Source organism: Intestinimonas sp., assembly GCF_026169115.1.
GTDB lineage: Bacteria > Bacillota > Clostridia > Oscillospirales > Oscillospiraceae > Intestinimonas.
Genome location: NZ_JAPFEA010000156.1, coordinates 1 through 26203 on the forward strand (window position 1 = coordinate 1; position 26203 = coordinate 26203).

Here is a 26203-nt window from a genome sequence, read left to right on the forward strand (position 1 = left end):
CCCTGGAGCGCAGGGCCACCACACAGCCCCGGAAGGCATAGGCGGCGGGATCGCCGGCAGGGGCCCGGCCCCGGCAGGTCACCCAGGTGCCGGGGATGAGACCCAGGTCCAGAAGACGCCGCCGCATGGCCTGTTCTCCACCCACCTCCACCACCTGGGCCCGGATGCCCTCGGGCAGCTGATCCATCGAAAGCTGTTCTCCCATACTTACAGCTCCATTCCACAAAGATGATCGGTCAGGGGCCAGACGGTCCCCGCCGTTCTATCCTATGCGGAAAAAGCCCCCGCCGCCCCTTACGGGACGGCGGGGGCCAGATCATCGGGTTCAGAGCACCCTGGCGCACAGCTTGGCATTGAGCTTGGGATAGATCCGTTCCCGGAACCAGGGCTCCGAGGAGGCCGCCACCGCCTCGGTGAGCCCGAACCAGCCCACTGCGCTGTTCTCGTCGGGCTTGACTGCCAGGGGCTCGGTGTCATCCGCTGTCAGCAGATAGGTCACATTGAGATGGAGGTGAGAGGGCACATACCGCCCCCGCTTCTCGTGGCCGTCCACCGTCAGGATCTCCAGGGAAAAGGGCTCCTCCGATAGCGGGCGCACCGACGTGAGACCGCTCTCCTCCTTTACCTCCCGAAGGGCCGCCGCCAGGAGATCCCGGTCCCCGTCGGCATGGCCCCCCAGCCAGGACCAGGAGTGGTAGATGTTGTGATAGCACATGAGGACCTTGGTCCGGGTGGGGTCGGTGACCCAGGCTGAGGCGGTGAGATGGGCCGTCTCATTCTCCCGGGTCCAGATATCCTGCCCGGATCTGAGCATGCTCAGCAGCAGCATCTGGTCCCGCTCCTCCTGCTCATTCCAGGGCGTATAGCCCTCCAGCTGTTCCAGCAGATCTCTCATGCGCGCACCTCGATCCAATACCGGTCTGTGAATCCTTCTCCCTCCGGGACCCGGTTTTCCAGCACGCCGCCGCCGGACCGGATGGTCTTGGCAGAGGCCGCATTTTCACTGTCACAGGTCACCAGCACCCGGTCAAGTCCCAGCCTTCTGCACACGTCCAGCCCCAGGCCAAGCATCTCCCCTGCATAGCCCTTCCGGCGCTCCCCGGGCCGGACGCTGTACCCAATGTGGCCACCGAACTGAAAGAGGTAGTCGTTCAGGGTATGGCGAATGTCGATCATACCCACCAGACTCCGGTCGGCGCGGCGGACGGCCAGGAGAGTCGTGGCGGGCACCATGCCGGGGCGCACCGTGTCGATCCGGGCATTGTCCCGCACAGCGGCCAGCCAATCGGAAAAGCGGACGGCTGTCCCCAGGCAGGCGGTGCCATCCAGGCTGTCGCCCCGGTCCTCAAATTCCATTTTATAATTCCAGACGGCCTCCGCCCAATCTTCGTCCGGCGGAATCAGCTCCAGGCGGTCTCTCTGCTCTGCATTCACAGTCTTTCCAGCTCCTCTCCTGCCCGCAGCAGGTCCGCCCGGATGGGGAGACTCTGGGGGCACTTCTCTTCACAGGCGCCACAGGAGACGCAGCGGTGGGGCCGTTCCTCTTCGTCCAGGTCCTTCCACTTGGCCCGCGCCCGGTCCCGGTTTTGAAACATGGCATACTCGTTCCATACCTGGAACAGGCCGGGAATGTCCACCCCCGCCGGGCAGGGCATGCAGTACTGGCAGCCGGTACAACCGTTGCGGACCTTTTGGCGAAAACACTCTGCCGCCCGGTCCACCGCCGCCCGCTCTGTCCCGCTCAGGGGCTGGAAGTGCTGGAAGGTCGCCAGGTTGTCCTCCACCTGCACCATGGTGGACATGCCGGAGAGAACGGTCATGACGTTGGGCAGACTGGCCGCCCACCGGAGGGCCCAGGAGGAGGCCGACGCTCCAGGCCGGAGGGGGGCAAAAAGGTCCATGACCTCGGGCGGCGGCGACGCCAGCGCGCCCCCCTTGACCGGCTCCATGATAATGAGGGGGACCCCCAACTCCTCGGTGAGACGGTAGCCTTTCAGACCGGCCTGGGTCTCGGTGTCCATGTAGTTGAGCTGGATCTGGCAGCAGTCCCAGCGCCGGGCAGTGAGGATCTCATGAAATTCCTCATAGCTGCCGTGGAAAGAAAAGCCAAAGTGCCGGAATTCCCCCGCAGCCTGCCGCTCCAGGCACCAGTCCACCACGCCGGCGGCCACCATCTCCCGCCATCGGGCGCCGTTGAGATTGTGGAGAAGGTAGAAGTCCAGATATTCCGTTTGGAGCCGCGCCCGCTGCTCGGCATAGATCCGCTTTGCGTCGTCCAGCGAGTGGATCAGCGTGGTGGGCAGCTTGGAGGTGAGGTAATAGCGCTCCCTGGGATAGCGTGCCAGGGCCCGCCCCATAAATTCCTCACTTTTTCCATTGTGATAAAAGTATGCGGTGTCGAAATAGTTGACGCCGCCCTCCCAGGCCCGGTCCAGCATGGCCAGAGCCTGTTCCTCATCAATGGCGCCTCCCTCCAGGGTGGGAAAGCGCATGCAGCCAAACCCCAGAAGGGACGGCTCCACGCCCAGCGTTTCCTGTACTCTCGTCTCCATGGCGCACCTCCTGCACATATTCCGGGGAGCTCCCCGTCCATTTATATTCTGCCAAGGGCGTCCCTACTCCATCGTCACGGCGGCGTCCAGAGGGACGATATTCACATAGGTCTTTCCCCGGCCCAGGGCCAGCGGAGCGCCGTCCTGGGTGGTGTAGGTCATGGGGCTCTCCCGGCTGGGCTTGCTCCAGCGGATGGGAATGGCCAGCCCGCCGCAGGCAAACCAGCCGTCGCCCTTGCCCACCACCTCCACATCCATGTGGCCCAGGCTGTCCCCGGTGTAGCGGCAGCGGGTCTGGACCACGATGACATTGGTCACCGCCACCTGCTCCCCCGTGCCGCCGTCCACATAGGGAGCGCCGTACTCCTCCACCAGGTAGGCCCCCAGGGCGGCGTCATAGGTAAAGACGCCCGTCTTATAGTTGGAAAAGGGCACCGTCAACACCCTGGCCGGACTGCCTCCGTCCGGCGTACCGTCGTCGGCAAAGGTGAGTCCGGCGTCGTAGCCCTCCGCATGCTCCAGGCGGAGCCCTTCGGGAAGGTGGGCCAGAATGGAGGCGCCGGTGGCCACCACGCTGTGCTCATAGCCGTTGACCTTCCGGCGCTCGGCGTCCCGCCACATCATATTGCTCTCCGGGGATTTGCCCAGGTAGGGGCCCCGGACGGCGTCGAAGTGGTCCACACCCCAGCTCCGCAGGTCGCTGTATGCGTCGTCGCTGCCGCCGGCGTGGATAAAAAGGGCGTCGTGGCCCAGGGCCAGTTCGATGTAATAGGGGCGGGCGGAGCGGATCGAACCAATCGTGTCCATCTCCTCTACCGACTGGTAGACCGCCAGCATGCGGGTGATCCCGCCCTCGGCCACCACCTCGTAGATGAGGTCGGCCCGGGACTGACCCAGCTGGGGCAGGGCCTCCTTCAGGTTGTTGAGCATGACCGCCACGGGGCGGAGCTCAACGATGTCTGTCTCGGCAGGTTCTCCGGTCAGGGGGTTCACCGGCCCGTCGTAAGGGGTGGGCGTCGGCGTCCCGGTCGCCGCGGGAGGCGGCACGGTGACCTCCGGCGCAGGCGTGGGAGTGGACTCTGCCCCGCCGCCGGAGCCGCAGGCGGTGAGGCACAAAAGGCCGGCCAGACACAGCGCCGGCAAAAGAGGAACTCGCATATCGTCGCCTCCATCCCAGAATGATGCTTTCATCTTACCCCCTCGCTTTCCCCCTGTCAACCGCCCCTTCGACAGGCTTCCGGCAAAATTCACTCTTGTTCCTGCCTTTCTTTTTCGTTATAATATATGTTTAGGATAGATCGCATGGACCCGGAGCACTGCTCCGCCAGGCAAGGAGGTACGCCATGGCTCGCGTTGGCTTTATCCATGACAAGCTGGACATCAAATTTCTGGTGCTCTACATCATGTCCCGTGTGGTGGCTCCCATCGACATGCCCACCCTAGCCGACCTCACCATGTGTGATGAGGGCGTGGACTACTTCGCCTTTGCAGAGGCCGTCCATGAGCTGGTGGACACCGAGCATCTGGTCCTGGAAGAGGACCACTACGCCGTCACAGACAAGGGCCGGAAGAACGGCGCCATCTGTGAGAGCAGTCTCCCCTACTCCATCCGGGTCAAATGCGACAAAAGCGTGGCCAAGCTCAACAGCCGGCTGCGCCGGGACGCCCAGGTGCGGTCCGACCGGATCCCCCGGGGGGACGGCACCTTCACCCTTATGATGGCGCTGGACGACGAGCATGGGAACCTGCTCACCATTGAGATGCTGGCCGCCACCGAGCAGCAGTGTGACCGCCTCTCCGAGCAGTTCAAAACACACCCGGAGCAAATCTACAACGGCCTGCTGGACGTGTTGCTCACCGACTTTGACGGAAAGGAGCGGAGCTGATTGGCGGTACCTACGCTGATGGGGCATCCCGTGCCCCTGCTGTTCCTCTATTTTATTTTTTACTCCTGCTGCGGCTGGCTCTGGGAGACCTGCTACTGTTCCATCATGGAACGGCACTATGTGCCTCGGGGCTTTCTCTACGGCCCCCTCTGCCCCATCTACGGGGTGGGCTTTTTGCTGATGATCCTCTTCTTCGCCCCCTTCAAGGAGAATCTTGTGGTCTTCTACTTCGTGGCTGTCATTGTCATGACCGCCTGGGAGTACTTCGTCGGCTGGTTCCTGGAGACCACCACCCACATCAAGTATTGGGATTACAGCAACATTCCCTTTAATATCAAGGGCCGGGTCTGTCTTCCGGTGAGCCTCTTCTGGGGCGTGATGTCCTATGTGGCCGTTTTCTTTATCCACCCTCCGGTGGCCCGGCTCTTTGACCGGATGCCCGAATGGGTCCAGTACACCGCCTGCGGCGCCTGTCTGGCCCTGCTGCTGGTGGATACCGTCACCACCATCCGGAAGCTGACCCTGGTCACCAAGGCGATGAACCGGCTCCAGACTGCCGGAGACGAGCTGCGTCTCCAGCTGGCCCTGGCCCGTGCCGACCTGGGCGACAGCCTGGAGGTGGTGGGCGAGGAGCTCCGTGCCAAGCTGGATGACATCCGCGACACCCTCTCCCCCACCAGCGCCCAGCGCCTGGAGCGGCTGATGGCCGATTACAACGAGCTTCTGGAGCGGGCCGAGCGCATGAGCCGCCGTTTCCGGAACCGTTACAGCCACATGACCTCCCGGCGCTACGCCCTGGACGACGTCCGGGCCTATGGCCGCCAGTGGAAGGCCGAGCTCCGCGCTGCCAAGCTCCAGCGCAAGGCGGAGCGGAAGGCCCGCAAGTCCTGCCCGAAATAAAGCCGGCCTGTGCAAAATGCCGGTTCCCTACCAAGGCAGAACATTGGTACATAAAACTTCATGCGCCAAGCGCGCACCACGAAAACGGGCAAAGGCTTGTGGCGCATGAAGTTTATGCGCATATGGGCCGTCCCGGCACATGCGCTTTGATTTCATGGCCGTGCCGCTGAAAGCGGCACATGGCCAATTTTGCGATGCTTTTGTATAGCAAAAAAGTGAGATGGGACCGATTCGGTCCCATCTCACTTTTTTGTTCAGAACAGGCTTACATCAGCGGCGCGAAGACCCGGAGCACAGCCCGACAGGCCCTCCGCCACCAGGGGAGGGCCCGGCTCTGGGCCAGGGTGATGGGCTGACACTGTTCCAGGGTGGACAGGAAATCATCCCGGATGTCCCGGACGGCGGGAGCCCCGCACAGCCAGACGCCGTTTTCAAAGTGCAGAAACAGGCTGCGGTAGTCCACATTCACCGTGCCCACTGTACCGAACTTGTCATCCACGGCAAAATTCTTGGCGTGGACAAAGCCGGGGGTGTACTCATAGATCTTCACCCCCGCCTCCAGAAGGGGACCGTAGTGGGCCCTGGTGACTTCAAAGACCATCTTCTTGTCCGGGATATGGGGCGTCATGATCCGCACATCCACCCCGGACTTGGCCGCGATACACAGGGCGGTGTTCATGCTGTCGTCCACAATGAGATAGGGTGTGGTGATATAGACATAGCGCCTGGCCCGGTTGATGAGGTTGAGGTAGACCGACTGGCCCACCGCCTCCCCATCCAGGGGGCTGTCGGTGTAGGGCTGAACAAAGCCCACCCCAGTGGGCGGCGTCTCCCAGTGAGGGCGGAAGCGGTCATAATCCTCGGCGGGCGTCCGCCGGATGTCATCCCACAGAGACAGGAACATCACCGTCATGCTCCAGGCCGCCTCGCCCCGGACCAGGATGGCGCTGTCCTTCCAGTGGCCGAAGCGGACCTTTTGGTTGATATACTCATCGGCCAGGTTGATGCCGCCGGTAAAGGCCACCTTTCCGTCGATGACCAGGATCTTCCGGTGGTCCCGGTTGTTGAGCCGCAGGGACAGGATGGGCACAAAGGGGTTGAAGACACAGCAGCGGATGCCGGTGCGCTTCTAAAACTCGGCTGCGTACTCCCGGGGCAGGGTGAACATGGAGCCGATGTCGTCGTACATGACCCGCACATCCACCCCCTCCTTCACCTTTTCCGCCAGGATGTCCAGGATGGTGCCCCACATGACCCCGTCCTCAATGATGAAGTACTCCAGGAAAATATACCGCTCCGCCTTTTTGAGCTCCTCCACCATCCGGGCAAAGCAGTCCTCCCCCAGAGGAAAATACTCGGTCTCCGTGCCGCCGTACACCGGGCAGTGGGCCATGTTTTCCAGATAGCGGGCCTGGTGGACGGCATCCTCACCGAAGGAGATGAGGCTGTCCGCCTTGAAGTCCGGGCCCAGCACCTCCAGCATCTTCCGGTCCATGCCCTCCATCTTCCGCCGGGTCCGCTTGCTCAGCCGATTGCCGCCGAAGAGGAGGTAGAACAGTCCGCCGAAAATGGGAAAGGTAAGGATGGGGACGATCCAGGCGATCTTATAGGCCGGCTCGCTGCTCCGGTTGATGATCCAGAAGACCGCCGCAATGCTCAGCGCCACGCACACGCCGTAAAAGGGCAGGAAAAACTCGTTGAACCGCAGCAGCATGACCACCAGCACCGCGATCTGTATGAGAAGAAAGATCCCCACCAGAACGACCCGGTGGAACAGAAGAGAGACCAGCTTCTTCATAGACGCCTCCCATGGAAAAAGTTTCTTTTTCGGTCCCGGCTGTGTCAGTTTGCCGGCTGCGGATGGCGCAGGACCACATTCTCCGCACCCAGCAGCTCCTCCATCTCCCGGAGCAGAGCGGGGTGCAGGAGGCAGCCCCCCTGCCGCTTTTTCCCGCTGTCGGCAAAATAGAAGATCACCTTCTCGCTCCCCGGGAACATGAGGAAGACCTTCTGGACCCGTTCCCAGACAGGGCCACCCTCCCCTTCCAGTCTGATATAAAGGGTATCCCCTTTCCGGTCTTGTCCGCCGTCTCCAGCCTGGGCCGGCTCCCCGCCCAGGGGATGGACCTCGTCCACCAGGAGCTGAGGGGCCTTCTCGTCCCGGACCGACAGCCGGCCGGTCACCCAGATGGGGACGTTTTCCTGGAGCAGGGCGCCGCTGGCGCTGAGGGTCCGCGCAAAGACCAGCAGCTCCATGGAGCCGGTGTCGTCCTCCAGGGTGACATAGCACATGAGGGTATTGTTCCGGGTGGTCTTGGTCTTGGCGGCGGCCACCACCCCGGCCAGGGTGACCCGCTGCTCGTCCCGGTAGGTCTCCGGCCCGTTTTCCCGTCCGAAGTCGGCCAGGATGGCCCCCATGGGAGCGGCGTGCACCGCCTTGGCGGCCTGCCGGTACTCATCCATGGGATGGCCGGTGAGGTAGAGACCGGTGGTCTCCTTCTCCATGGCCATCCGCTCCTGGCGGGTGAACTCGGGCAGATTGGGCAGGGGCGGGTCGGTGACGGAGGCGGGCTCCTCCCCGCCGCCGCCGAAGAGGTCGAACTGCCCCTCCAGATTCTTCTTCCGCTGCTGGGCCACGCTGTCCAGCACCTGACCGCAGACGGCCAGCAGCTGGGAGCGGCGGTAGCCCAGGCTGTCAAAGGCCCCGCACTTGATGAGGCTTTCGGCCACCCGGCGGTTGAGGTCGCCGCCCCCCAGGCGCTGGCAGAAGTCGGCAAAGGAGGTGAAGGCGCCCCCCCGCTCCCGCTCGGCCAGAAGGTCCAGGATGACCCCCCGGCCCACGCCCTTGACCGCCACCAGGCCAAAGCGGAGGTCCTCCCCCTCCACGGTAAAATCCGCGCCGGAGGCATTGACGTCGGGGGGCAGGAGGGCGATGCCGTTCTCCCGGCACTCCCCGATGTACTCGGCCACCTTGGCCTGGGAATCCAGCACCGAGGTCAGGAGGGCCGCCATATACTCCCTGGGATAGTGGCACTTGAACCAGGCCGTCTGGTAACAGACGATGGCGTAGCTCACGGCGTGGGCCTTGTTGAAGGCGTACTCGGCGAAGGCGTCGATCTCCTCGTAGATGTCCTGGGCTGCCGTTTCCGGGATGCCGTTGGCCACGCAGCCCGCGATGCCCCGGTCCGGGTCGCCGTAAATGAAGAACTGCCGCTCCCGCTCGATCTCCTTGCGCTTTTTCTTGCTCATGGCCCGGCGGACCATGTCGGCCTGGCCCATGGTGTAGCCGGCCAGCCGGCGGAAGATCTCAATGACCTGCTCCTGGTAGACGATGCACCCGTAGGTCACCGACAAAATGGGCTCCAGGGCCGGGTGTTTGTAGCGGATGAGCTTGGGGTCGTGCTTGCAGGCGATGAAGCGGGGGATGGAGTCCATGGGGCCGGGGCGGTAGAGGGCGATGATGGCGGTGATGTCCTCAATGTCCTTGGGCTTGAGCCCCACGCACACCCCTGTCATCCCCGCCGACTCCATCTGGAAGACGCCGGAGGTCCTGCCCTCGGAGAGCATGCGGAAGACCTCCGGGTCGTTGTCCGGGATGCCCCGGAGGTCGAAGTCGGGCTCCTTCCGGCGGACCATCCGGACAGCGTCGTCCAGGACAGTGAGGTTCCGCAGGCCCAAAAAGTCCATTTTCAGAAGGCCCAGCTCCTCCAAGGTAGTCATGGTGTACTGGGTGACCACGGACTCGTCGTTCTTGGCCAGAGGGACGTAATCGTCCACCGGGAGCCGGGTGATGACCACGCCGGCGGCGTGGGTGGAGGCGTGGCGGGGCATGCCCTCGATGCTCCGGGCGGTATCGATCAGGGTCTTGACCCGCTCGTCTCCCTCATAGAGGTCCCGGAGGGGCTTGGACAGCTTCAGCGCCTCGTCCAGGGTAATGTGGAGGGCCCCCGGACCGCTGGGCACCTGCTTGGCGATGGTGTCCACCTCGGCATAGGGGAAGTCCAGGGCCCGGCCCACGTCCCGGATGGCCCCCCGGGCCGCCATGGTGCCGAAGGTGACGATCTGGGCCACGTGGTCGGCGCCGTACTTCCGGCAGACATAGTCGATGACCTCCTGCCGGCGGCGGATACAGAAGTCGATGTCGATGTCGGGCATGGTGACCCGCTCCGGGTTGAGAAAACGTTCAAAGAAGAGCCCGTACTTGGTGGGGTCCACATCTGTGATGTGGAGACAGTAGGACACCATGCTGCCGGCGGCGGAGCCCCGGCCGGGGCCCACCGGGATGTCATGGCGCTTGGCGTAGCCGATGAAGTCGGAGACGATGAGGAAGTAGTCCACAAAGCCCATCTTGCGGATCATTTCCATCTCGTAGCCGAGCTGCTTCCGGTAGTCCTCCGGGGCATCTGGATAACGCTGGGCAAAACCGTCCAGGCACAGCTTCTCAAAGTAGGCTTCCCCGTCGGTCCAGCCTTCGGGGAGCTTGAATTCGGGCAGGTGGTAGGTGCCGAACTGAAACTCCACATTGCACAGGTCGGCGATCTTCTGGGTGTTCTCCAGGGCCTCGGGGCAGTTGGGAAAGAGGGCGGCCATCTCGGCCTCGCTCTTCACATAAAACTCCTCGGTCTCAAATTTCATCCGCCCGGGCTCGTCCACCGTCTTGCCCATCTGGATGCACATGAGCACGTCCTGGGTCCTGGCGTCGGCCCGGGTGAGGTAGTGGGCGTCGTTGGTCGCCACCAGGGGGATGCCCGTTTCCTCGTGGAGGCGCAGCAGGCCCTGGATGATCTCCGGGTCCTGGGGAAGGCTGTGGTCCTGGAGCTCCAGATAGTAGCCGTCCTCCCCGAAGAGCTCCCGCATGGCCAGGGCCTCTTTTTTGGCGTCCTCATACTGTCCGTTGCGGAGGAGCCGGGGCAGCTCCCCGGCCAGACAGGCCGAGAGGGCGATGAGCCCTCCGGCGTGCTGACGCAGCAGCTCCTTGTCGATGCGGGGCTTGATGTAAAAGCCCTCGGTGAAGCTGCGGGAGACCATATGGCACAGGTTGCGGTAGCCCTCCTCGTTCCGGCACAGGAGGATGAGGTGGCGGGGGGAGGCGTCAAACTCGTGCTCCTTCTGGAACCGGGTCCGGGGTGCCACATAGACCTCGCAGCCGATGATGGGCTTGATCCCCTCGGCCTTGCATGCCTTGTAGAAGTCCACCGCCCCGTACATGACGCCGTGGTCGGTAATGGCCACGGCGGTCTGCCCCAGCTCCTTCACCCGCTTCACCAGAGCCGGGATGCGGCAGCAGCCGTCCAGAAGGGAGTATTCGGTGTGGAGATGGAGATGGACAAAGGACATAGGGGGACCTCCTTAGTTTATTGGGGATGGCCGAGCATCAATTCCATACAACAGTTTTTCTTCCACAAAAGCAAGCAAACGGGGACCATACTTGGCCATAGAATGGCGGCAGCCGAGATAGGCGCCCACCGCCGCCACATCCAATACCAGGACACACACGCGAGATAAGGTTTGACCGGCCCACTCTCCCTGCTCCAGCGGCCAAAAATTCACCAAGGTAAACAGAGGGAAAAGCAATGCAACATAGAGAAACAGAGCCCTGGTCCAAGGAGGCAACTCCAGCCGAACCGAGAGCCGGCTCCCAGTCTCCACCGGCTCTATATAACACCGGAGACAGACCTGACAGGTTTTCCCCAAATCAGACACCGCGTAAAGCCGAAAGCCCCTTTTTCCTGCCGGACGACTCCGGACCTTGATATCAGCCCTTACCAGAGTGGATAGTCGGGTCAGGATTTCCTGCGGGGAGAAATCGCTTTCATAGCTTCTGACTCTGTATCCCACACTCACTCCTCCCCCGCCAGCTCCATGAGCTTGCGCAGCCGGTGGTTCAGGCAGGATTTCGTGACCGGCGGGTCACTGAGGGCGGCCAGCTGGGAAAGGGTGAGCTCCGGGTGGCCCAGCCGCAGTTCCGCCGTGGCCCGGAGCTTGTCCGGCAGGGCGTCCAGCCCCCGGGTCCGTGCATACCGCCCGATGGCCTCCACCTGCTCCAATGCGGCGTCCACCGCCTTGTCCAGGTTGGCCGAGTCACAGTTCACCCGGCGGTTGACGCTCCCCCGCAGGTGCTTTTCCAGCTTGGCGTTCATAATCTCCATGGCCGAAATCGGCGCCCCCAGGGCGGTGAGGAAGTCGGCGATGGTCTCGCTGGGCTTGAAGTAGGTGATGTAGTTGGACTTGCGGGTGGTCTGCTTGGGCTCAAACCCCGCCTCCCGCAGCAGGGCGGAGAGCTCCCGGCTGACGTTGAAGTGGGTGGTACACAGCTCCAGGTGGTAGCTCTTGGCCGGGTCGCTCACCGAGCCCCCCGCCAGAAAGGCCCCCCGCAGAAAGGCGGAACGACAGTGTTCCTCCTCCACCACGGCGAAATTGATGTGATGGGCCAGGGACGCCTCCGGCTCGTAGCCGAAGGCATCCCGGACGGCGGCAAGTTTGTCGGGAGCGGTGAGGCGGAAGGTCTGCTTCCCCGCCGCTGAGACCGCTGCGGCATCAAATTCCACCCGAAAGGCCCGGCGGAAAAGCTCCGGCAGGCGCTTTGCAAAGGCGGGGGAGGCTGTGACCACCTTGATCTCCTCCGGGGTGAAGCTGCGGCAGAACAGCAGCGCACCGTAAGCCTCCGCCCGGGCGCAGCACCGCTTGGAGAGCTCCCCCCGGCACAGCTCCGTTTTGACTTGGTTGGAAAAGGACATGGGCTCACCTGCTCTTCTCTTTCTTGGGCGGCGGGGACGGGGTCAGTCCTCCAGCCGGAACTGGGTCTCCTCCGCGCCCAGCCCGTGGGCGATGCGGATGGACCGCTCGCCCAGCAGCTCCATGACGGCGGCGGAGAGCCGGGACACGGAGTGCCGGGCATAGTCGGAGGTCTCAGAGGCCAGGGGCCGCTCCACCAGCTCCACCCCCAGGGCCTCCACGCGGTCCCGGTCGATGGCGATGGGGGCGGCGTCCTCCTCCCGGTATCGCTCCACCAGGCCGGGCCGCACCTGGGCCGAGTTGGCCAGGCACAGGTCCACCAGTCCCGGCCCGCCCCCATGGGTGAGGAGGGCGGCCACATGGTCGGCCACGGTATAGCCCTCGGTCTCCCCGTCCTGGGTCATAATGTTGCAGATATAGACCTTCAGCGCGTCGGAGCTGCGAATGGCCTCCCCCACGCCGTCCACCAGCAGATTGGGGATGACGCTGGTGTAGAGACTGCCGGGACCCAGCAGAATGAGGTCGGCTTCCCGGATGGCCCGCAGGGTCTCGGGAAGGGCGGGGGGGCGCTCCGGCAGCAGCCGCACCCGGGCGATGCGGCAGTCCTGCTCCTTCTTGAAGGCGCAGATCTTGGACTCCCCCACCACGCTCTTTCCGTTTTCAAAGGTGGCCTCCAGCTGCACGTTCTCGTTGGTCACGGGCAGCACCCGGCCCGTGATGGCCAGGACCTCGCTCATCCGGGCCACCGCCTGGTCAAAGGATCCGGTGATGCCGTTGAGGGCGGCCAGGATCAGGTTGCCAAAGGACTGCCCGGTCAGGCTCCCCGAGCCGCCGGGGAAGCGATAGGTCAAAAGCTGGTTCATGATGGGCTCGGCGTTGGCCAGGGCCTCCATACAGTGGCGGATGTCCCCCGGCGGAGGCATGCCCAGGTCCTGCCGGAGCATGCCGGAGCCGCCGCCGTCGTCGGCCACAGTGACGATGGCGGTCAGATTACGGGTATACTGCTTCAATCCCCTGAGCATGGTGGACAGGCCCGTGCCGCCGCCGATGGCGGCGATCCTGGGACCGTGCTCCCATCGCTGGTCGCTGCGGCTGTACTGCTCGCTCATGGCTCAATCCCTCGTCATATCGCGGTGGCTCTCAGAGGCGTTATACCCCTTCTGCCGGATGAAGTCGACCAGGGCCCGGGTCACCGCCACCGACCGGTGGTGTCCCCCGGTGCAGCCCACAGCGATGACCAGCGCCGTCTTGCCCTCCTCCACATAGAGGGGCAGGAGGAAGCTCAGCAGCCCCTCCAGATGGGTCATCAGGTCCCTGGTCTGCTGATAGCCGAAGACAAAGTCCCGGACGCCGGCGTCCAGCCCCGTCTGGGGCCGGAGGTCGGCGATGTAATAGGGGTTGGGCAGGCACCGCACGTCGAAGACCAGATCGGCCTCCAGCGGGATGCCGTTTTTGAAGCCGAAGGAGATCACCGACACGCTCATGGCCGGCTTTCCATTCCTCTCCCCAAAGAGGCGGAGGATCTCCCCCCGCAGCTTGGCGGTGGAGAGGGCCGAGGTATCCAGGATATACTCTGAACGCTTCCGCACCGGCTCCAGCGCCGCCCGCTCCAGGGCCACCGCCTCTTCCAGCGACCGCCCCGCCTTGGCCAGGGGGTGGCTCCGGCGGGTCTCCTTGTAGCGCTTGATGATGGTCTCCAGGCTGGCCTCCACAAAGAGGATCTGGTAGTTGCAGCCCATCTCCTGGAGCTGGTCCAGCGCGTCGAACAGGCCGTCAAAGGTCTGCCCGCCCCGGATGTCGGTGACCAGGGCCACCTTCTGGTAGCGGCCCTGACCGGCCATGCACAGCTCGGCAAACTTGGGGATGAGGGGCGCGGGCAGGTTGTCCGCCACATAGTAGCCCATATCCTCCAGGAAGGAGGCCGCCTTGCTCTTGCCAGCCCCGGACAGGCCGGAAATGAGGATGAATTTCATGCTGCTCACCTCGTGCTCCCGTCACACGCCCAGGGTGCGCACTTCCAGCTCCAGCGCCACGCCGGTCTCTCGAAGCACGGTCTCCTGGACCTGTTCGGCCAGCGTGAGCACATCTGCGCAGGTCGCCTCGCCCAGATTGACGATGAAGCCGGCGTGCTTTTTGGACACCTGGGCGCCCCCCACGGTGAGGCCCTTGAGCTTGCACTCATCGATGAGAGAGGCAGCAAAGTAGCCCGCCGGGCGCTTGAAGACGCTGCCGGCGCTGGGCAGGTCCAGGGGCTGCTTGTGGCGGCGGCGGTTGCCCAGGTCGTCCATCAGGGCCTTGATGTCCCCGCTGTCCCCCGGCCGGAGCACCAGCTCGGCGGACAGGATGAGCCGCTGCTCGTCCTGGAAGGCGCTGTGACGATATGCAAAGTCCAGGCCCTCCCCGGCCACGGTCTCCTCCTCCCCCTCCGGGGTAAGGCAGCGCACCGCGCGCACCACCGCCTTCATATCCCCGTCATAGGCGCCGGCGTTCATGGTGACTGCGCCGCCCACCGAGCCGGGGATGCCGTGGGCAAACTCCAGGCCGGCAAGGCCCTTGTCCATGGCGAAGCTGGAGAGCCGGGAGAGGAGGACGCCGCTGCCGGCGGTGATGACGTTCTCCCGTACCTCCAGGGTGTTCAGTCCGTTCACCGCCTTGAGGATAAAGCCCTCATACCCCTGGTCGGACACCAGAAGGTCGCTGCCGTTGCCCATATAGAAGGGGCGGATGTCGTGCTGGAGGGCGGTGCGCACCGCCTTTTGGGCCTCCTCCTCCGTCTTGGGCAGGGCCATGAGCCGGACGGGCCCGCCGATGCGGAAGGTGGTGTGCCGGCTCATGGGCTCCTCGGCCCGCAGCTCCAGCTCGGGGCAGACCCGGGAGAGCTCCCGGAACAAAGACGCAAATCGGTCCATACTTTTTCCTCCTAGATCAAGGGCGCCGACACAGGGCCGGGCCCGGATTCCCAATATGTTTATTATAACAGAATCCGCCGGGAAATAGAATAGCGCGGTCGGAAAAAGCGCCCTTCAGCCTCCGCCGAAGAGCGCCTGGAAGTCCGCCCGGCTCCCCCGGAAGACGTTGAGGTCGATACGCTCCTCCCCGCCAGTATAGCCCTCCAGCCTGGCGCTGTGAGAGTACTGCCAAAACGTCCAGGGCCGCCAGAAGGGCATCACCGCCGGACTGGAAAACCAGAATCGGTAGTCCTCATAGCCCTTTTTCAGATAGAGGGCGTAGGAGCGGTAGGTCACATAGAGGATGGGTTTGACGCCATAGTGGGCCTCCAGCCGCTCCAGCAGCGGGTCCAGTACGGCCTTCACATGGTCCGCCTCCGGCGGATTTTTGAGGTTATCGCCGTAAAATTCGATGTCCACCACCGGCGGCAGGGCCCCAGGGGTCACGGGAACGGCAGAGATGAAGTTGTCCGCCTGGGTCTCGCCGGGGCTGTCATAGCTGAAAAAGTGGTAAGCCCCCACCCGCACGCCGGCGGCCTGGGCGTTGGCCCAGTTCTGGGCAAAGCGGACGTCCTGGAGGGAGCTGCCCTCGGTGGCCTTCAAAAAGGCAAAGTCCACCCCCTGGTCGGCCAGGGCGGGCCAGTCCACCTCCCCCTGATAGACCGAGGCGTCCACTCCGAAGACCTCCCATTGGTCCGGGTCGGCCTCCTGGGGAAAGAGGACCCACCCCCGCCAGCGGCAGAAGCGGTAGCCGCCGTAGGCCAGCAGAACCAGCGCGGCCAGTAGCACCGCCAGCCGGAAGAAAAAGCGCAGTGTGCGCAGCAGGAATTTCACAAAAATCACCATGATATATGATACGGCACTTTCCCCTGAAAGGCAACCGTCTTTTGCATTGGACGAACGAGGGCGGTCCCGGCATATAAACCGAGACCGCCCCCTGGTCGTCCATCCAGTTTCTGCGGGATGGGACAAAAACTCAATAGTTGATGATGTATTTCTCCCGCTCCCAGGAGGACACCCGGGTGCGGTACTCCTCCCACTCCTTCTTTTTGCCTTCGATGTAGTTGGCGGCCACATGCTCGCCCAGGGTATCCAGGATGAGCTGGTCGGCCTCCAGGGCCCTGATGGCCTCCTCCAGGGAGCCGGGCAGAGAGGCGATGCCCCGGGCCGCCCGGGCGGCGTCGTCCATGGCGTAGATGTTTTCGGTGATCTCGGCGGGCGGGGTCATGCCCTTCTCGATCCCGTCCAGTCCGGCGGCCAGGCAGACGGCAAAGGCCAGGTAGGGGTTGCAGGAGGGGTCGGGGGAGCGGAGCTCCACCCGGGTGGACTGGCCCCGGGAGGCCGGGATACGCACCAGGGCGGAACGGTTGGAGGCCGACCAGGCCAGGTAGCAGGGGGCCTCATAGCCGGGGACCAACCTTTTGTAGGAATTCACCAGAGGGTTGGTGATGGCTGCAAAGCCCCGGACATGGTGGAGGATGCCGGCAATGAAGCTGTACGCCTCTTTGGAAAGGCCCCGCTCCCCGTCGGGATCGCAGAAGACATTTTTCCCGTTCCGGAAGAGGGACATGTTGGTGTGCATGCCGGAGCCAGCCACCCCAAAGATAGGCTTGGGCATGAAGGTGGCGTGGAGACCGTTCCGCTGGGCCAGGGTCTTGACCGCCAGCTTGAAGGTCATGATGTTGTCGGCGGCGTGGAGGGCCTCCTCATATTTGAAGTCGATCTCGTGCTGGCCCTGGGCGCACTCGTGGTGGCTGGCCTCGATCTCAAACTTCATGGCCTCCAGGGCCATGCAGATCTCCCGTCGGGTGGACTCGCCGTGGTCCAGGGGACCCAGGTCAAAGTAACCGGCCTCGTCGTTGGTCTTGGTGGTGGGCTTGCCCTCATCGTCGGTCTGGAAAAGGAAGAACTCCGCCTCCGGACCCACGTTAAAGGCGTCATAGCCCATGTCCTTCGCCTTCTGGAGGGCGCGCTTGAGGACGTATCGGGGGTCGCCGGCAAATGGCGTGCCGTCGGTATTGTGGACGTCGCAGATGAGCCGGGCTACCTTGCCGTGGCTGGGCCGCCAGGGGAAGACCCGGAAGGATTTCAGATCGGGATAGAGATACTGGTCGGACTCGTCGATGCGGACAAAGCCCTCGATGGAGGAGCCGTCAAACATACACTGGTTGTTGACCGCCTTTTCGATCTGGGAGGCGGTGATGGCCACGTTCTTGAGCTGGCCGAAGATGTCGGTAAACTGAAGGCGGATGAACTCGATCTCCTCCTCCTTCACGCGGCGTATGATGTCTTCCTTGGTGTGGGCCATGGCTTCTGTATCCCCTTCCTCAATGATGGCTCCCGGGCGTCGGCCCGGATAGCCGAGAAGGCGCTCCCCCCTCATCGGGTGGAACGCCTCCGTTCACAGCTGATGATTCTGAGTATATCGACTTTCCCGGCGCTTTGTCAAGGTAAAGCCGTGCCTTCTGTGGATTTTTGTGGCAAATAGCGGGACGCGCCCCTGCAAAGGCCGTCTGCCTTATACATTTTTCCCCGACTCATCTCCCCCAGAAGGCGGCGATCTCCTCGCTGCGCTCCAGGCCCCGGTCATAGCCGTCCTGCCACAGGGCGCGGATCTTCCCCAAATCCCGCTCCACCCGGGAAAAGCCCTCGGTGCTCTCCGGGGCGATGAGGAGGACCTTCCCCTCCCGCTCCAGCCGGAAGAGCTCCTCCCGGCAGGCATTGTACCGTTCCGCCCGGCGGCGCATGGTCTCGCAGAACTGTGGATAACGGTGATAGCGCAGGTCGATGAACCGCTGGAGCTGCTCCGGCTGCCGGCGGTAGCTCCGCTCCCGGGTCAGCACCACCACCACCCGGTCGCAGCCCATGTCGAAGGCCCGCCGCCAGGGGATGCCGTCGGAGGACCCGCCGTCCAGACAGGGCATGCCGTCCAGCCGGAAGATGGGGAACAGCAGCGGCATGGCGCAGGTGGCCTGGAGAAGCAGGAATTTGTCGTCCCGGCGGGGCACAGGCAGGTACTCCGGTCCCCCCGTCTCCAGATTGGTCACCACCGCCTCCACCTCTCCGGGGTAGGCGGCAAAGGTCTTGTAGTCAAAGGGCACCAGCTCGTTGGGAATGGTGTCATAGGTAAAGCGCAGGCCGAAGTAACAACGGTTGGAGGGGATCAACAGATTCCGCATCCCCATATACCGCTTGTCATTTGCAAACCTGGTCAAGATCTCAAGGTTGCGCCCCTTCTGCCGGGAGACATAGCTCACGCCGTAGGCGATCCCGGCCGAGACGCCGATAACATAGTCAGGCAGCAGGTCCCGCTCCAAAAGGGCGTCGCAGACCCCGCTGGAAAAGATGGTGCGGAGGGCGCCCCCCTCCAGCACGATGCCGGTCTTCATGGTATCACTTCCTTCCGGCGTATTATACCCCCTTTCCGGCCAAAATGCAAAGCCGTCCCCACCACTTGCGCCCGGACGGCGGTTCGATTATAATGGTGGAGAACTGATCCCGCGGCGGCCCCTCCCCCGCGGGTCCACGAAACGGAGGACTATCCATGCTCAAAGGACGTTCCAGCGGTCTGCTCCTGCCCATCTTCTCCCTGCCCGGCGACTACGGCGTCGGCACTCTGGGCCGCAGCGCCCGGCAATTCATTGATTTTCTGGCCCAGGCCAGGCAGCACACCTGGCAGATCCTCCCCCTGGTCCCGCCGGGAAGCGGCGATTCCCCCTATATGTCCCCCTCCGCCTTCGCCGGGAATCCCTGGCTGCTGGACCTGGAGGACTTCGTTCAGCGGGGACTCCTCACCAGCGAGGAGCTGAACGCCGCCCGCTACCCCGACCCGGACCGGGTCAACTACGACTGGCTCCGGAAAAACCGCCCGCCCCTCCTCCGCGCCGCCTGGCGCCGGGACAGGGACGCCGCCGCCCGGTCCGCCTTTCTCAAAGAACAGGCCGACTGGCTCCCCGACCACGCCCTCTTCTCCGCCATCCACGAGAAGCTGGACCTCCCCCTCTCCCAGTGGCCCGACGACATCCGCCGCCGGGAGCCGGCGGCCATGGCCCGCTGGAGCGCGGAGCTTGCCGACGAGGTGGACTACCAGGTCTTCCTCCAGTACCACTTTTTCCGCCAGTGGAAGGACCTGAAGGACTATGCCAATCAGCGGGACATCGCCATTATGGGCGACCTGCCCATCTATGTCTCCGCCGACAGTGTGGAGGTGTGGGCCCAGCCCCAGCTCTTCCAGATGGACGACGACTTCGTGCCCACCGCCGTGGCCGGCGTCCCCCCCGACGCCTTCTCCGACGTGGGGCAGTACTGGGGCAACCCCCTCTACGACTGGGACGGACACAGGGCCGATCTCTTCGACTGGTGGACCCGGCGGCTGCGCAACGCCGCCCTCCTCTATGACCGGCTGCGCATCGACCACTTCCGGGGCTTCCACACCTACTGGGCCATCCCCGCCGATTCCAAGGTGGCCAAGGACGGCAGGTGGAAAAAGGGCCCCGGCCAGGCCCTGCTGGACCACTTTGCCAGGGAGGTGCCGGAACTGGAGCTCATCGCCGAGGACCTGGGGGTCCTGGACGACGACGTCTGGCAGTTCATCCATCACTCCGGCATCCCCGGCATGAAGATCCTGGTCTTTGCCTTCGACCCCGACGGGGAGAGCTCCTACCTCCCCCACAACTGCCCCCGGGACTCGGTGGTCTACACCGGCACCCACGACACCCCCACCTTCGTCCAGTGGCTCTTTGACGAGGCCACCCCCGCCCAGCGGGACTTCGTCTCCGACTACCTCCGGCTCCGGGCCGACGAGGGCTTCGGCTGGGGGGCCATCTGCGGGGCATGGATGTGCCCCAGCGCCCTGGCCATCGCCCCCCTCCAGGATGTGCTGGGCCTGGGGGCCGACGCCCGGGTGAACTTCCCCGGCACCGCCGGCCCCGAGAACTGGTCCTGGCGGGTCCGCGCCGCCGCCCTCAACCCAGACGTCTCCGGCAAGCTGGCCCACATCACCCGGACCTACCACCGAGGATAGGGATAAAACAGACCGCAACAACTCCAGAAGGAATTGCTGCGGTCTGTCTCATGAATTATCACCGTTAGGACATGTCTGAGTCACATTGTGCCTCCGCTATTCTTTGCAAAAAACTGCCGCAACCAAGAGTAGCATCGTACTTCCCAAAACAATAATAATAAACTTGGAAAACTCATTACTCAAACAGACGTTTTGCTCGGATTTTAAGATTTTCGTGGCACAACGTGAAAACGCCATCATTTGGAGATACAACGCTGTCACCAGAAGACGCAAGAGAATATCTTCTGTCACACATATCCCCACAAGTACTACATAGCCTGCGATATCAATGCCATCAATGCGAATACCAGTCTCCACTTGATATGGCTTTCTGCTATACACTGCAAAAAGAACACGTACTAGTCCAGTTGTAAAAATCACAAAAAGCAACAAAAATACTCTCATATCAGTCCTTTTGGTTCTGAATGGATACTACTAAAGACAATCTACCGATTTCCTCCGATAAATTCTTTGATTCCAGTCGAGTATACCAGTTCATCAAAGTTTTCATCTTTGTAGAAATTGTCTTGTCGACGATATGCACTATAATCGTTTTTCAACCAAATTGTCCTTTCGAGCCAAATAGTTTTCTCCCCATTACCACAATTCGCTTGAATCGCGTCATATAGTGGTGGGACAATAATTCCCAAAACAGTCCCGCCAATACCCAGCGCCGATCCAAGAAATGCACGTAACGCAGCTTGGCTCATGCTTTGCAACGTTTGCTCAGCGGTAGCATTATATTGGACTGTCGTTGGTTCTCCCCATCCTTCCCAACTTAGATCTCGCTGGGTCGAAAAAAGAGCGGGTGAGTTTACCAACTTAAAATGAAGTGTCTTTACACCGCTCGCATCACGAATCGTTAACACAGAAGAACCGTCCTCTTTAATGATCTCAGACAACACAGTCACTTTATGCCATCCATCCTGGTTCTTTTCTTGCGCAGCTGCAAATACTGGTGTCAGGCTAAACAGGCAGGAAAGACAAAGGACAGAAGCAATAAGACGCTTTTTCATATGTACCTCCAATCCTTTTTCCAATCATAGCTTCATCCAATACACTGAGCACATAATTGATCCAGCAACAGGTAGCACAGCATACAATTATAATCACTTAAAACAATGGCATCGCCTCCTCTGGAATATGACACTATGTCTGATTTAATGCTAACATACATCTATTTTTTTGTCAACTATGTATAATGGAATATTTTCTTTCCGTCAAAATACCATTGCAATCCCCTAGGTTTTATGGTGTTTTCTTTACAGATTTGTCAGTTGTAAAATCTGTCGATTTGTTATAGTATATAGGGTACGAAAAAATGTGCCCCGGCTGGTTTCGGGGCTACGAGGTGAACCTATGAGCCTTCGCATCGGCATCGACATCGGCTCCACCACCGTCAAGGTGGTGGTGCTGGATGAGGACAACAAGCTGCTCTTCCGCTCCTATGAGCGGCACTACTCCAAGGCCCGGGAACGGGCCTGCGAGACCCTCCACACCATTGAGGACAGACTTCGGGGCAGGGACGTAAAGCTGGTCATCACCGGCTCAGCCGGCCTGGGCGTGGCCAAGGCCGCCGGCATCGACTTCGTTCAGGAGGTCTACGCCACCGCCGCCGCCGTCAACACCTACATCCCCGGCACCGACGCCGTCATCGAGCTGGGCGGCGAGGACGCCAAGATCATCTTCTTCGGCGGCGCGCTGGAGGAGCGGATGAACGGCTCCTGCGCCGGCGGCACCGGGGCCTTCATCGACCAGATGGCCTCTCTGCTCAACGTCACCATCGACGAGCTGGACGCCCTCTCCCTCAAGCATGAGAAGATCTACCCCATCGCCTCCCGCTGCGGCGTCTTCGCCAAGAGCGACATCCAGCCCATCCTCAACCAGGGCGGGCGGAAGGAAGACGTGGCCGCCTCCATCTTCCAGGCGGTGGTGGACCAGACCGTGGCCGGTCTCACCCAGGGCCGCCCCCTCCAGGGAAAGATCGTCTTCCTGGGCGGTCCCCTCCACTTCCTCATGGGCCTGCGGGAGCGGTTCGTGGAGACGCTGAAGCTGGATGACGAGCACGCCGTCTTCCCCGCCGACGGCGACTGCTTCGCCGCCATGGGCGCGGCCCTGTGCTCCACCGACTATGTGGAGCGTCCCTTCGATGAGGCGCTGAAGCTGCTGGAGGAGTCGGTGGAGGCCAAAAACACCATGGACACCCTCCTCCCCCTCTTTGACGGCCCCGCGCAGTACGAGGACTTCACCGTCCGCCACGATGCCAACCACCCCCCCGAGGTGGACATCCATACCTACGCCGGCGACGCCTGGCTGGGCATCGACGCCGGCTCCACCACCACCAAGATGTGTCTCATCGCCCCCGACGGCGGCCTGCTCTACACCTACTACCACTCCAACCAGGGCAACCCGGTCTCTGTGGTCCTGGAGCAGCTCCGGGAGATCTACCGCCTCTGCGGCGCCCGCATCGCCATCAAGGGCGCCGCCGTCACCGGCTACGGCGAGGACCTCATCAAAAACGCCTTTGGCTGCGACCTGGGCCTGGTGGAGACGGTGGCCCACTACAACGCCGCCGCCCACTTCAACCCCGATGTGGACTTCATCATCGACATCGGCGGCCAGGACATGAAGTGCTTCAAGATCCGCAACGGCGCTGTGGACTCCATCATGCTCAACGAAGCCTGCTCCTCCGGCTGCGGCTCCTTCATCGAGACCTTCGCCAAGGCCCTGGGCTACTCCATCGCCGACTTCTCCAAGCTGGGCCTGTTCGCCCGCAACCCGGTGAATCTGGGCTCCCGGTGTACCGTCTTCATGAACTCCAGCGTCAAGCAGGCCCAGAAGGACGGCGCCGGTGTGGATGACATCTCTGCCGGCCTCTCCATCTCCATCGTAAAAAACGCCGTCTACAAGGTCATCCGGGCCGCCTCCGCCGACGACCTGGGCAAGCACATCGTGGTCCAGGGCGGCACCTTCCTCAACGACGCCGTCCTCCGGGCCTTCGAGCTGGAGCTGGGCCGGAACGTCACCCGGCCCACCATTGCCGGGCTCATGGGGGCCTTCGGGGCCGCCCTGGCCGCCCGGGACCTCCATCTGGAACAGAGCTCCCTCCTGAGCGCCGCCGCTCTGGAGTCCTTCACCCACAGCGCAAAACCTGTAACCTGCAACCTCTGCACCAACCACTGCTCCCTCACCGTCAACAGCTTTGACGGCGGGCGGCGGTTCATCTCGGGCAACCGCTGCTCCCGGCCCCTGGGCAAGGAGAAGGTGCAGCTGCCCGACCTCATGGTCTACAAATACCAGAAGCTCCGCGCCATGGAGGGCAAGGGGGCGGGCGACGGCTCCCGGGGCCGGATCGGCATTCCCTTCGGCCTCAACATGTATGAGAACCTGCCCTTCTGGTACACTTTCTTCACAAAGCTCAACTTTGAGGTGGTCCTCTCCCCCGAATCCTCCCGGAAGCTCTACCTCAAGGGCCAGCACACCATTCCCTCCGACACGGTGTGCTACCCCGCCAAGCTCCTCCACGGCCATGTGGAAGCCCTGGTGGAGGAGGGGGTGGACGCCATCTGGTACCCCTGCATGTCCTACAACAACGACGAGGGCATCGGCGACAACCACTATAACTGCCCGGTGGTGGCCTACTACCCCGAGCTGCTCGCCGCCAACGTGCCCCTGCTCAAGCAGACCAGATATCTGGACCCCTATGTGGGTCTCTGGCGGCACAGGGACTTTGAAAAGCGCATTGCCAAGCTGATGGAAGCGGAGTTCGGCGTCCCCAGAAGGGAGTCGGTCCAGGCGGCAAAGGCGGCCTACGACGCCTATGACGCCTATGTCCACGACGTGCGGGAGACCGGCGCCAAATACATTGCTCAGGCCCGGGCCGAGGGCCGGAACATCATCGTGGTGTGCGGCCGTCCCTACCACATCGACCCGGAGATCAACCACGGCATCAACGACCTCATCACCTCCTTCGGCTTCGTGCTGGTCACCGAGGACGCCCTCTCCTATCTGGAGGACTACGCCCCCCGCAAGGTCCTCAACCAGTGGACCTTCCAGAGCCGGATGTATAACGCCGCCCGCTACGTCTGCACCCAGAGCGACATGCAGGTGGTGCAGCTGGTTTCCTTCGGCTGCGGCACCGACGCCATCACCACCGACGAGATGCGGGACATTCTGGAGAAGGGCGGCAAGCTCTATACCCAGCTGAAGATCGACGACATCAACAACCTGGGCGCGGTGCGCATCCGCATCCGCTCCCTCATGGCCGCCATGGACGCCCGACGGGGCCAGAACAGCGCCGGCAGCCAGGTCACCGCCTGAGCGCCGGCCCCTGCCGGGAAGAATCCGCGGCGGCATCGCACCCATCGCTGAAAGGAACTTATGGTTATGGCAGAATTGGTATATGACAAGACCGGGCGTCTTCTCTTCACCAAGGAGATGAAAAAGGAGTATACCCTCCTGGTGCCCCAGATGCTCCCGGACCACTTTGCCCTGCTGGTGCGCATCATGCAGAATGAGGGCTATAAAGTAGAGATGCTGGGCAACACCGGTAAGCCGGTCATCGACGCCGGACAAAAGTACGTCCATAACGACGCCTGCTACCCCGCCATTCTGGTCATCGGCCAGCTCATCAACGCAGTACAGAGCGGCAAATATGACCCCCACAAGGTGGCCCTGGTCATCACTCAGACCGGCGGCGGCTGCCGGGCTTCCAACTACATCCACATGCTCCGCAAGGCCCTGGAGAAGGCGGGACTGGGCTACGTCCCCGTCGTCTCGGTGAACCTGTCCGGCCTGGAGCACAACCCCGGCTTCAAGCTCACCCTGGGCTTCATCCGCAAAGCCATCTTCGCCGTGATGTACGGCGACCTCATCATGAACGTGGGGAACCAGGTCCGGCCCTATGAGGTCACCCCCGGCGAGACCGACCGGGTCTCGTCAGAGTGCGTGGACTTCCTGCTGGAGGACATGGCCCAGGGAAAGGGGCTCTCCTACAAGTCCATGGTGAAGAATTTCGACCGCATCATCGACCGCTTCAAGGCCATCCCTGTCGCTGGCGAGGAGAAGGTCCGCGTGGGCGTGGTGGGCGAGATCTACGTCAAGTACGCCCCCCTGGGCAACAACAACCTCAACCAGTTCCTCCTCTCCGAGGGGGCGGAGCCAGTGGTCCCCGGCCTGGTGGATTTCCTCATCTTCAAGATCTACAACCGGGATGTGGACGTGGACCTCTACGGTGGAAAGTGGATCAAGCAGAAGGTGTGCCAGCTCTTCGCCACCTATGTCAAGAAGTACCAGCACGCCCTCATCGACGCCCTGAAGCGTTCCAACCGCTTCCGCGCCCCCGGCGACTTTGACGAGCTCCACAGCTACATCAAGGGCTACCTGGGCGACGGGAACAAGATGGGCGAGGGCTGGCTGCTCACCGCCGAGATGCTGGAGCTCATCCACACCGGCGTGCCCAACATCGTCTGTACCCAGCCCTTCGGCTGCCTGCCCAACCACATCGTGGGCAAGGGCATGATCCGCAAGCTCAAGGACGACTACCCCTGGAGCAACATCGTGGCCATCGACTACGACCCCGGCGCCACCAAGATCAACCAGGAGAACCGGATCAAGCTCATGCTGGCCAATGCCCGGGGGCTCGCCAAGCAGCACGCCGAGGAGGAGGCCGCCGCCCAGACCCATTCCGCAGAACCCGTCACCGTGTAATCTTCCTCCCCGGCCTCCCGATGGGCAGGCCGGGGAGTCCATTATCCCAGGCGCAAGACAGGAGGCACCAGCATGGAACAGCTCCACTTTGTGGACGCATGCACCGACGAACACTTTCGCGCCATGTCCCTCATCCACGCCCTGGGATGGCGGGAGTTCCCCACGGGACGCCGTCCCGTGGGGGCCCCAGAATTTTGATCTGCGCGGGGCAAATGAATTGCCCCGGCATCGAGATTTTGCCAAAAGGCAAAATGCTCGGCACGCGCCACCAGGCGCGGGGTGTCCCGCCAGCCCAGGCGTAAGACAGGAGGTACCAGCATGGAACAGCTCCACTTTGTGGACGCATGCACCGACGAACACTTTCGCGCCATGTCCCTCATCCACGCCCTGGGATGGCGGGAGTTCCCCACG

Annotated in this window: 22 protein-coding genes and 1 pseudogene; 6 read left to right on the forward strand and 17 right to left on the reverse strand. The window is 62.7% G+C overall.

Features of this window, described 5'->3' with window-relative positions:
• The 5 genes from Q0Y09_RS13115 to Q0Y09_RS13135 all read right to left on the reverse strand — a co-directional run.
• On the reverse strand, nucleotides 1–205 hold a 205-nt coding region (locus tag Q0Y09_RS13115; protein WP_297722655.1), incomplete at its 3' end, for a FeoA family protein.
• Between the two features lie 120 nt (nucleotides 206–325).
• Nucleotides 326–895, reverse strand: coding sequence for an NUDIX hydrolase (locus Q0Y09_RS13120; RefSeq protein ID WP_297722658.1), 570 nt, complete (start codon nucleotides 893–895; stop codon nucleotides 326–328).
• Nucleotides 892–1434, reverse strand: a complete 543-nt coding sequence (locus Q0Y09_RS13125; protein ID WP_367184394.1) for a GNAT family N-acetyltransferase — start codon at nucleotides 1432–1434, stop codon at nucleotides 892–894. The genes Q0Y09_RS13120 and Q0Y09_RS13125 overlap by 4 nt, the downstream gene beginning before the upstream one ends.
• Nucleotides 1431–2552 (reverse strand): aldo/keto reductase, encoded by a 1122-nt coding sequence (locus tag Q0Y09_RS13130; protein WP_297722662.1) that lies wholly within the window; start codon nucleotides 2550–2552, stop codon nucleotides 1431–1433. Before Q0Y09_RS13130 ends, Q0Y09_RS13125 begins: the two co-directional genes overlap by 4 nt.
• Nucleotides 2553–2615: 63 nt before the next feature.
• Complete coding sequence (locus tag Q0Y09_RS13135; RefSeq protein WP_297722665.1) at nucleotides 2616–3710, reverse strand: DUF3048 domain-containing protein; 1095 nt, start codon at nucleotides 3708–3710, stop codon at nucleotides 2616–2618.
• A gap of 185 nt (nucleotides 3711–3895) precedes the next feature.
• On the opposite strand from Q0Y09_RS13135, the gene Q0Y09_RS13140 reads away from it, so the two are divergent.
• Complete coding sequence (locus Q0Y09_RS13140; protein WP_297722668.1) at nucleotides 3896–4438, forward strand: DUF4364 family protein; 543 nt, start codon at nucleotides 3896–3898, stop codon at nucleotides 4436–4438.
• Complete coding sequence (locus Q0Y09_RS13145) at nucleotides 4439–5338, forward strand: hypothetical protein (RefSeq protein ID WP_297722671.1); 900 nt, start codon at nucleotides 4439–4441, stop codon at nucleotides 5336–5338. It abuts the gene before it with no gap.
• Between the two features lie 265 nt (nucleotides 5339–5603).
• Here Q0Y09_RS13145 and cls read toward each other — a convergent pair.
• From cls to Q0Y09_RS13195, 10 genes and pseudogenes are all read right to left on the reverse strand, one after another.
• A pseudogene (cls, locus tag Q0Y09_RS13150) lies at nucleotides 5604–7136 on the reverse strand (cardiolipin synthase).
• A 44-nt stretch (nucleotides 7137–7180) separates the two neighbouring features.
• On the reverse strand, nucleotides 7181–10675 hold the full coding sequence (locus Q0Y09_RS13155) for a DNA polymerase III subunit alpha (RefSeq protein WP_297722674.1): 3495 nt from the start codon (nucleotides 10673–10675) through the stop codon (nucleotides 7181–7183).
• Between the two features lie 12 nt (nucleotides 10676–10687).
• Entirely contained in the window at nucleotides 10688–11176 is a 489-nt protein-coding gene (locus tag Q0Y09_RS13160; RefSeq protein WP_297722677.1) for a hypothetical protein, read from the reverse strand.
• Nucleotides 11177–11178: 2 nt separating this feature from the next.
• A complete protein-coding gene (gene whiA / locus Q0Y09_RS13165; protein ID WP_297722680.1) occupies nucleotides 11179–12075 on the reverse strand; it encodes a DNA-binding protein WhiA in 897 nt (298 codons plus the stop codon).
• A gap of 42 nt (nucleotides 12076–12117) precedes the next feature.
• Entirely contained in the window at nucleotides 12118–13182 is a 1065-nt protein-coding gene (gene yvcK / locus Q0Y09_RS13170) for a gluconeogenesis factor YvcK family protein (RefSeq protein ID WP_297722683.1), read from the reverse strand.
• Nucleotides 13183–13185: 3 nt separating this feature from the next.
• Nucleotides 13186–14046: an RNase adapter RapZ gene (gene rapZ / locus Q0Y09_RS13175; protein ID WP_297722685.1), complete on the reverse strand. Its 861-nt coding sequence runs from the start codon at nucleotides 14044–14046 to the stop codon at nucleotides 13186–13188.
• A 21-nt stretch (nucleotides 14047–14067) separates the two neighbouring features.
• Nucleotides 14068–14982 carry a UDP-N-acetylmuramate dehydrogenase gene (gene murB, locus Q0Y09_RS13180; RefSeq protein ID WP_297722688.1) on the reverse strand — a complete coding sequence of 305 codons (915 nt, stop codon included), beginning with the start codon at nucleotides 14980–14982 and terminating at the stop codon, nucleotides 14068–14070.
• A 114-nt stretch (nucleotides 14983–15096) separates the two neighbouring features.
• Nucleotides 15097–15867 carry a GH25 family lysozyme gene (locus Q0Y09_RS13185; RefSeq protein WP_297722690.1) on the reverse strand — a complete coding sequence of 257 codons (771 nt, stop codon included), beginning with the start codon at nucleotides 15865–15867 and terminating at the stop codon, nucleotides 15097–15099.
• A 130-nt stretch (nucleotides 15868–15997) separates the two neighbouring features.
• Entirely contained in the window at nucleotides 15998–17329 is a 1332-nt protein-coding gene (gene glnA / locus Q0Y09_RS13190) for a type I glutamate--ammonia ligase (protein ID WP_297722693.1), read from the reverse strand.
• A gap of 229 nt (nucleotides 17330–17558) precedes the next feature.
• Entirely contained in the window at nucleotides 17559–18410 is an 852-nt protein-coding gene (locus tag Q0Y09_RS13195; RefSeq protein ID WP_297722697.1) for a patatin family protein, read from the reverse strand.
• 155 nt (nucleotides 18411–18565) lie between these two features.
• Here Q0Y09_RS13195 and malQ point away from each other — a divergent pair, with 155 nt between their 5' ends.
• Complete coding sequence (gene malQ / locus Q0Y09_RS13200; protein ID WP_297722700.1) at nucleotides 18566–20044, forward strand: 4-alpha-glucanotransferase; 1479 nt, start codon at nucleotides 18566–18568, stop codon at nucleotides 20042–20044.
• A gap of 96 nt (nucleotides 20045–20140) precedes the next feature.
• Here the strand turns inward: malQ and Q0Y09_RS13205 are convergent, their stop codons facing one another.
• Both Q0Y09_RS13205 and Q0Y09_RS13210 read right to left on the reverse strand, forming a co-directional pair.
• A complete protein-coding gene (locus Q0Y09_RS13205; RefSeq protein ID WP_297722703.1) occupies nucleotides 20141–20488 on the reverse strand; it encodes a hypothetical protein in 348 nt (115 codons plus the stop codon).
• Nucleotides 20489–20529: 41 nt separating this feature from the next.
• Nucleotides 20530–21099 (reverse strand): hypothetical protein, encoded by a 570-nt coding sequence (locus tag Q0Y09_RS13210; protein ID WP_297722706.1) that lies wholly within the window; start codon nucleotides 21097–21099, stop codon nucleotides 20530–20532.
• A 343-nt stretch (nucleotides 21100–21442) separates the two neighbouring features.
• On the opposite strand from Q0Y09_RS13210, the gene Q0Y09_RS13215 reads away from it, so the two are divergent.
• The 3 genes from Q0Y09_RS13215 to Q0Y09_RS13220 all read left to right on the forward strand — a co-directional run bounded on the left by Q0Y09_RS13215 (nucleotide 21443) and on the right by Q0Y09_RS13220 (nucleotide 25990).
• Complete coding sequence (locus Q0Y09_RS13215) at nucleotides 21443–24403, forward strand: acyl-CoA dehydratase activase (RefSeq protein WP_367184395.1); 2961 nt, start codon at nucleotides 21443–21445, stop codon at nucleotides 24401–24403.
• 66 nt (nucleotides 24404–24469) lie between these two features.
• Nucleotides 24470–25792 carry a 2-hydroxyglutaryl-CoA dehydratase gene (locus Q0Y09_RS13300; RefSeq protein ID WP_367184396.1) on the forward strand — a complete coding sequence of 441 codons (1323 nt, stop codon included), beginning with the start codon at nucleotides 24470–24472 and terminating at the stop codon, nucleotides 25790–25792.
• A 72-nt stretch (nucleotides 25793–25864) separates the two neighbouring features.
• A complete protein-coding gene (locus Q0Y09_RS13220; RefSeq protein ID WP_297722708.1) occupies nucleotides 25865–25990 on the forward strand; it encodes a hypothetical protein in 126 nt (41 codons plus the stop codon).
• Nucleotides 25991–26203: the final 213 nt, after the last annotated feature.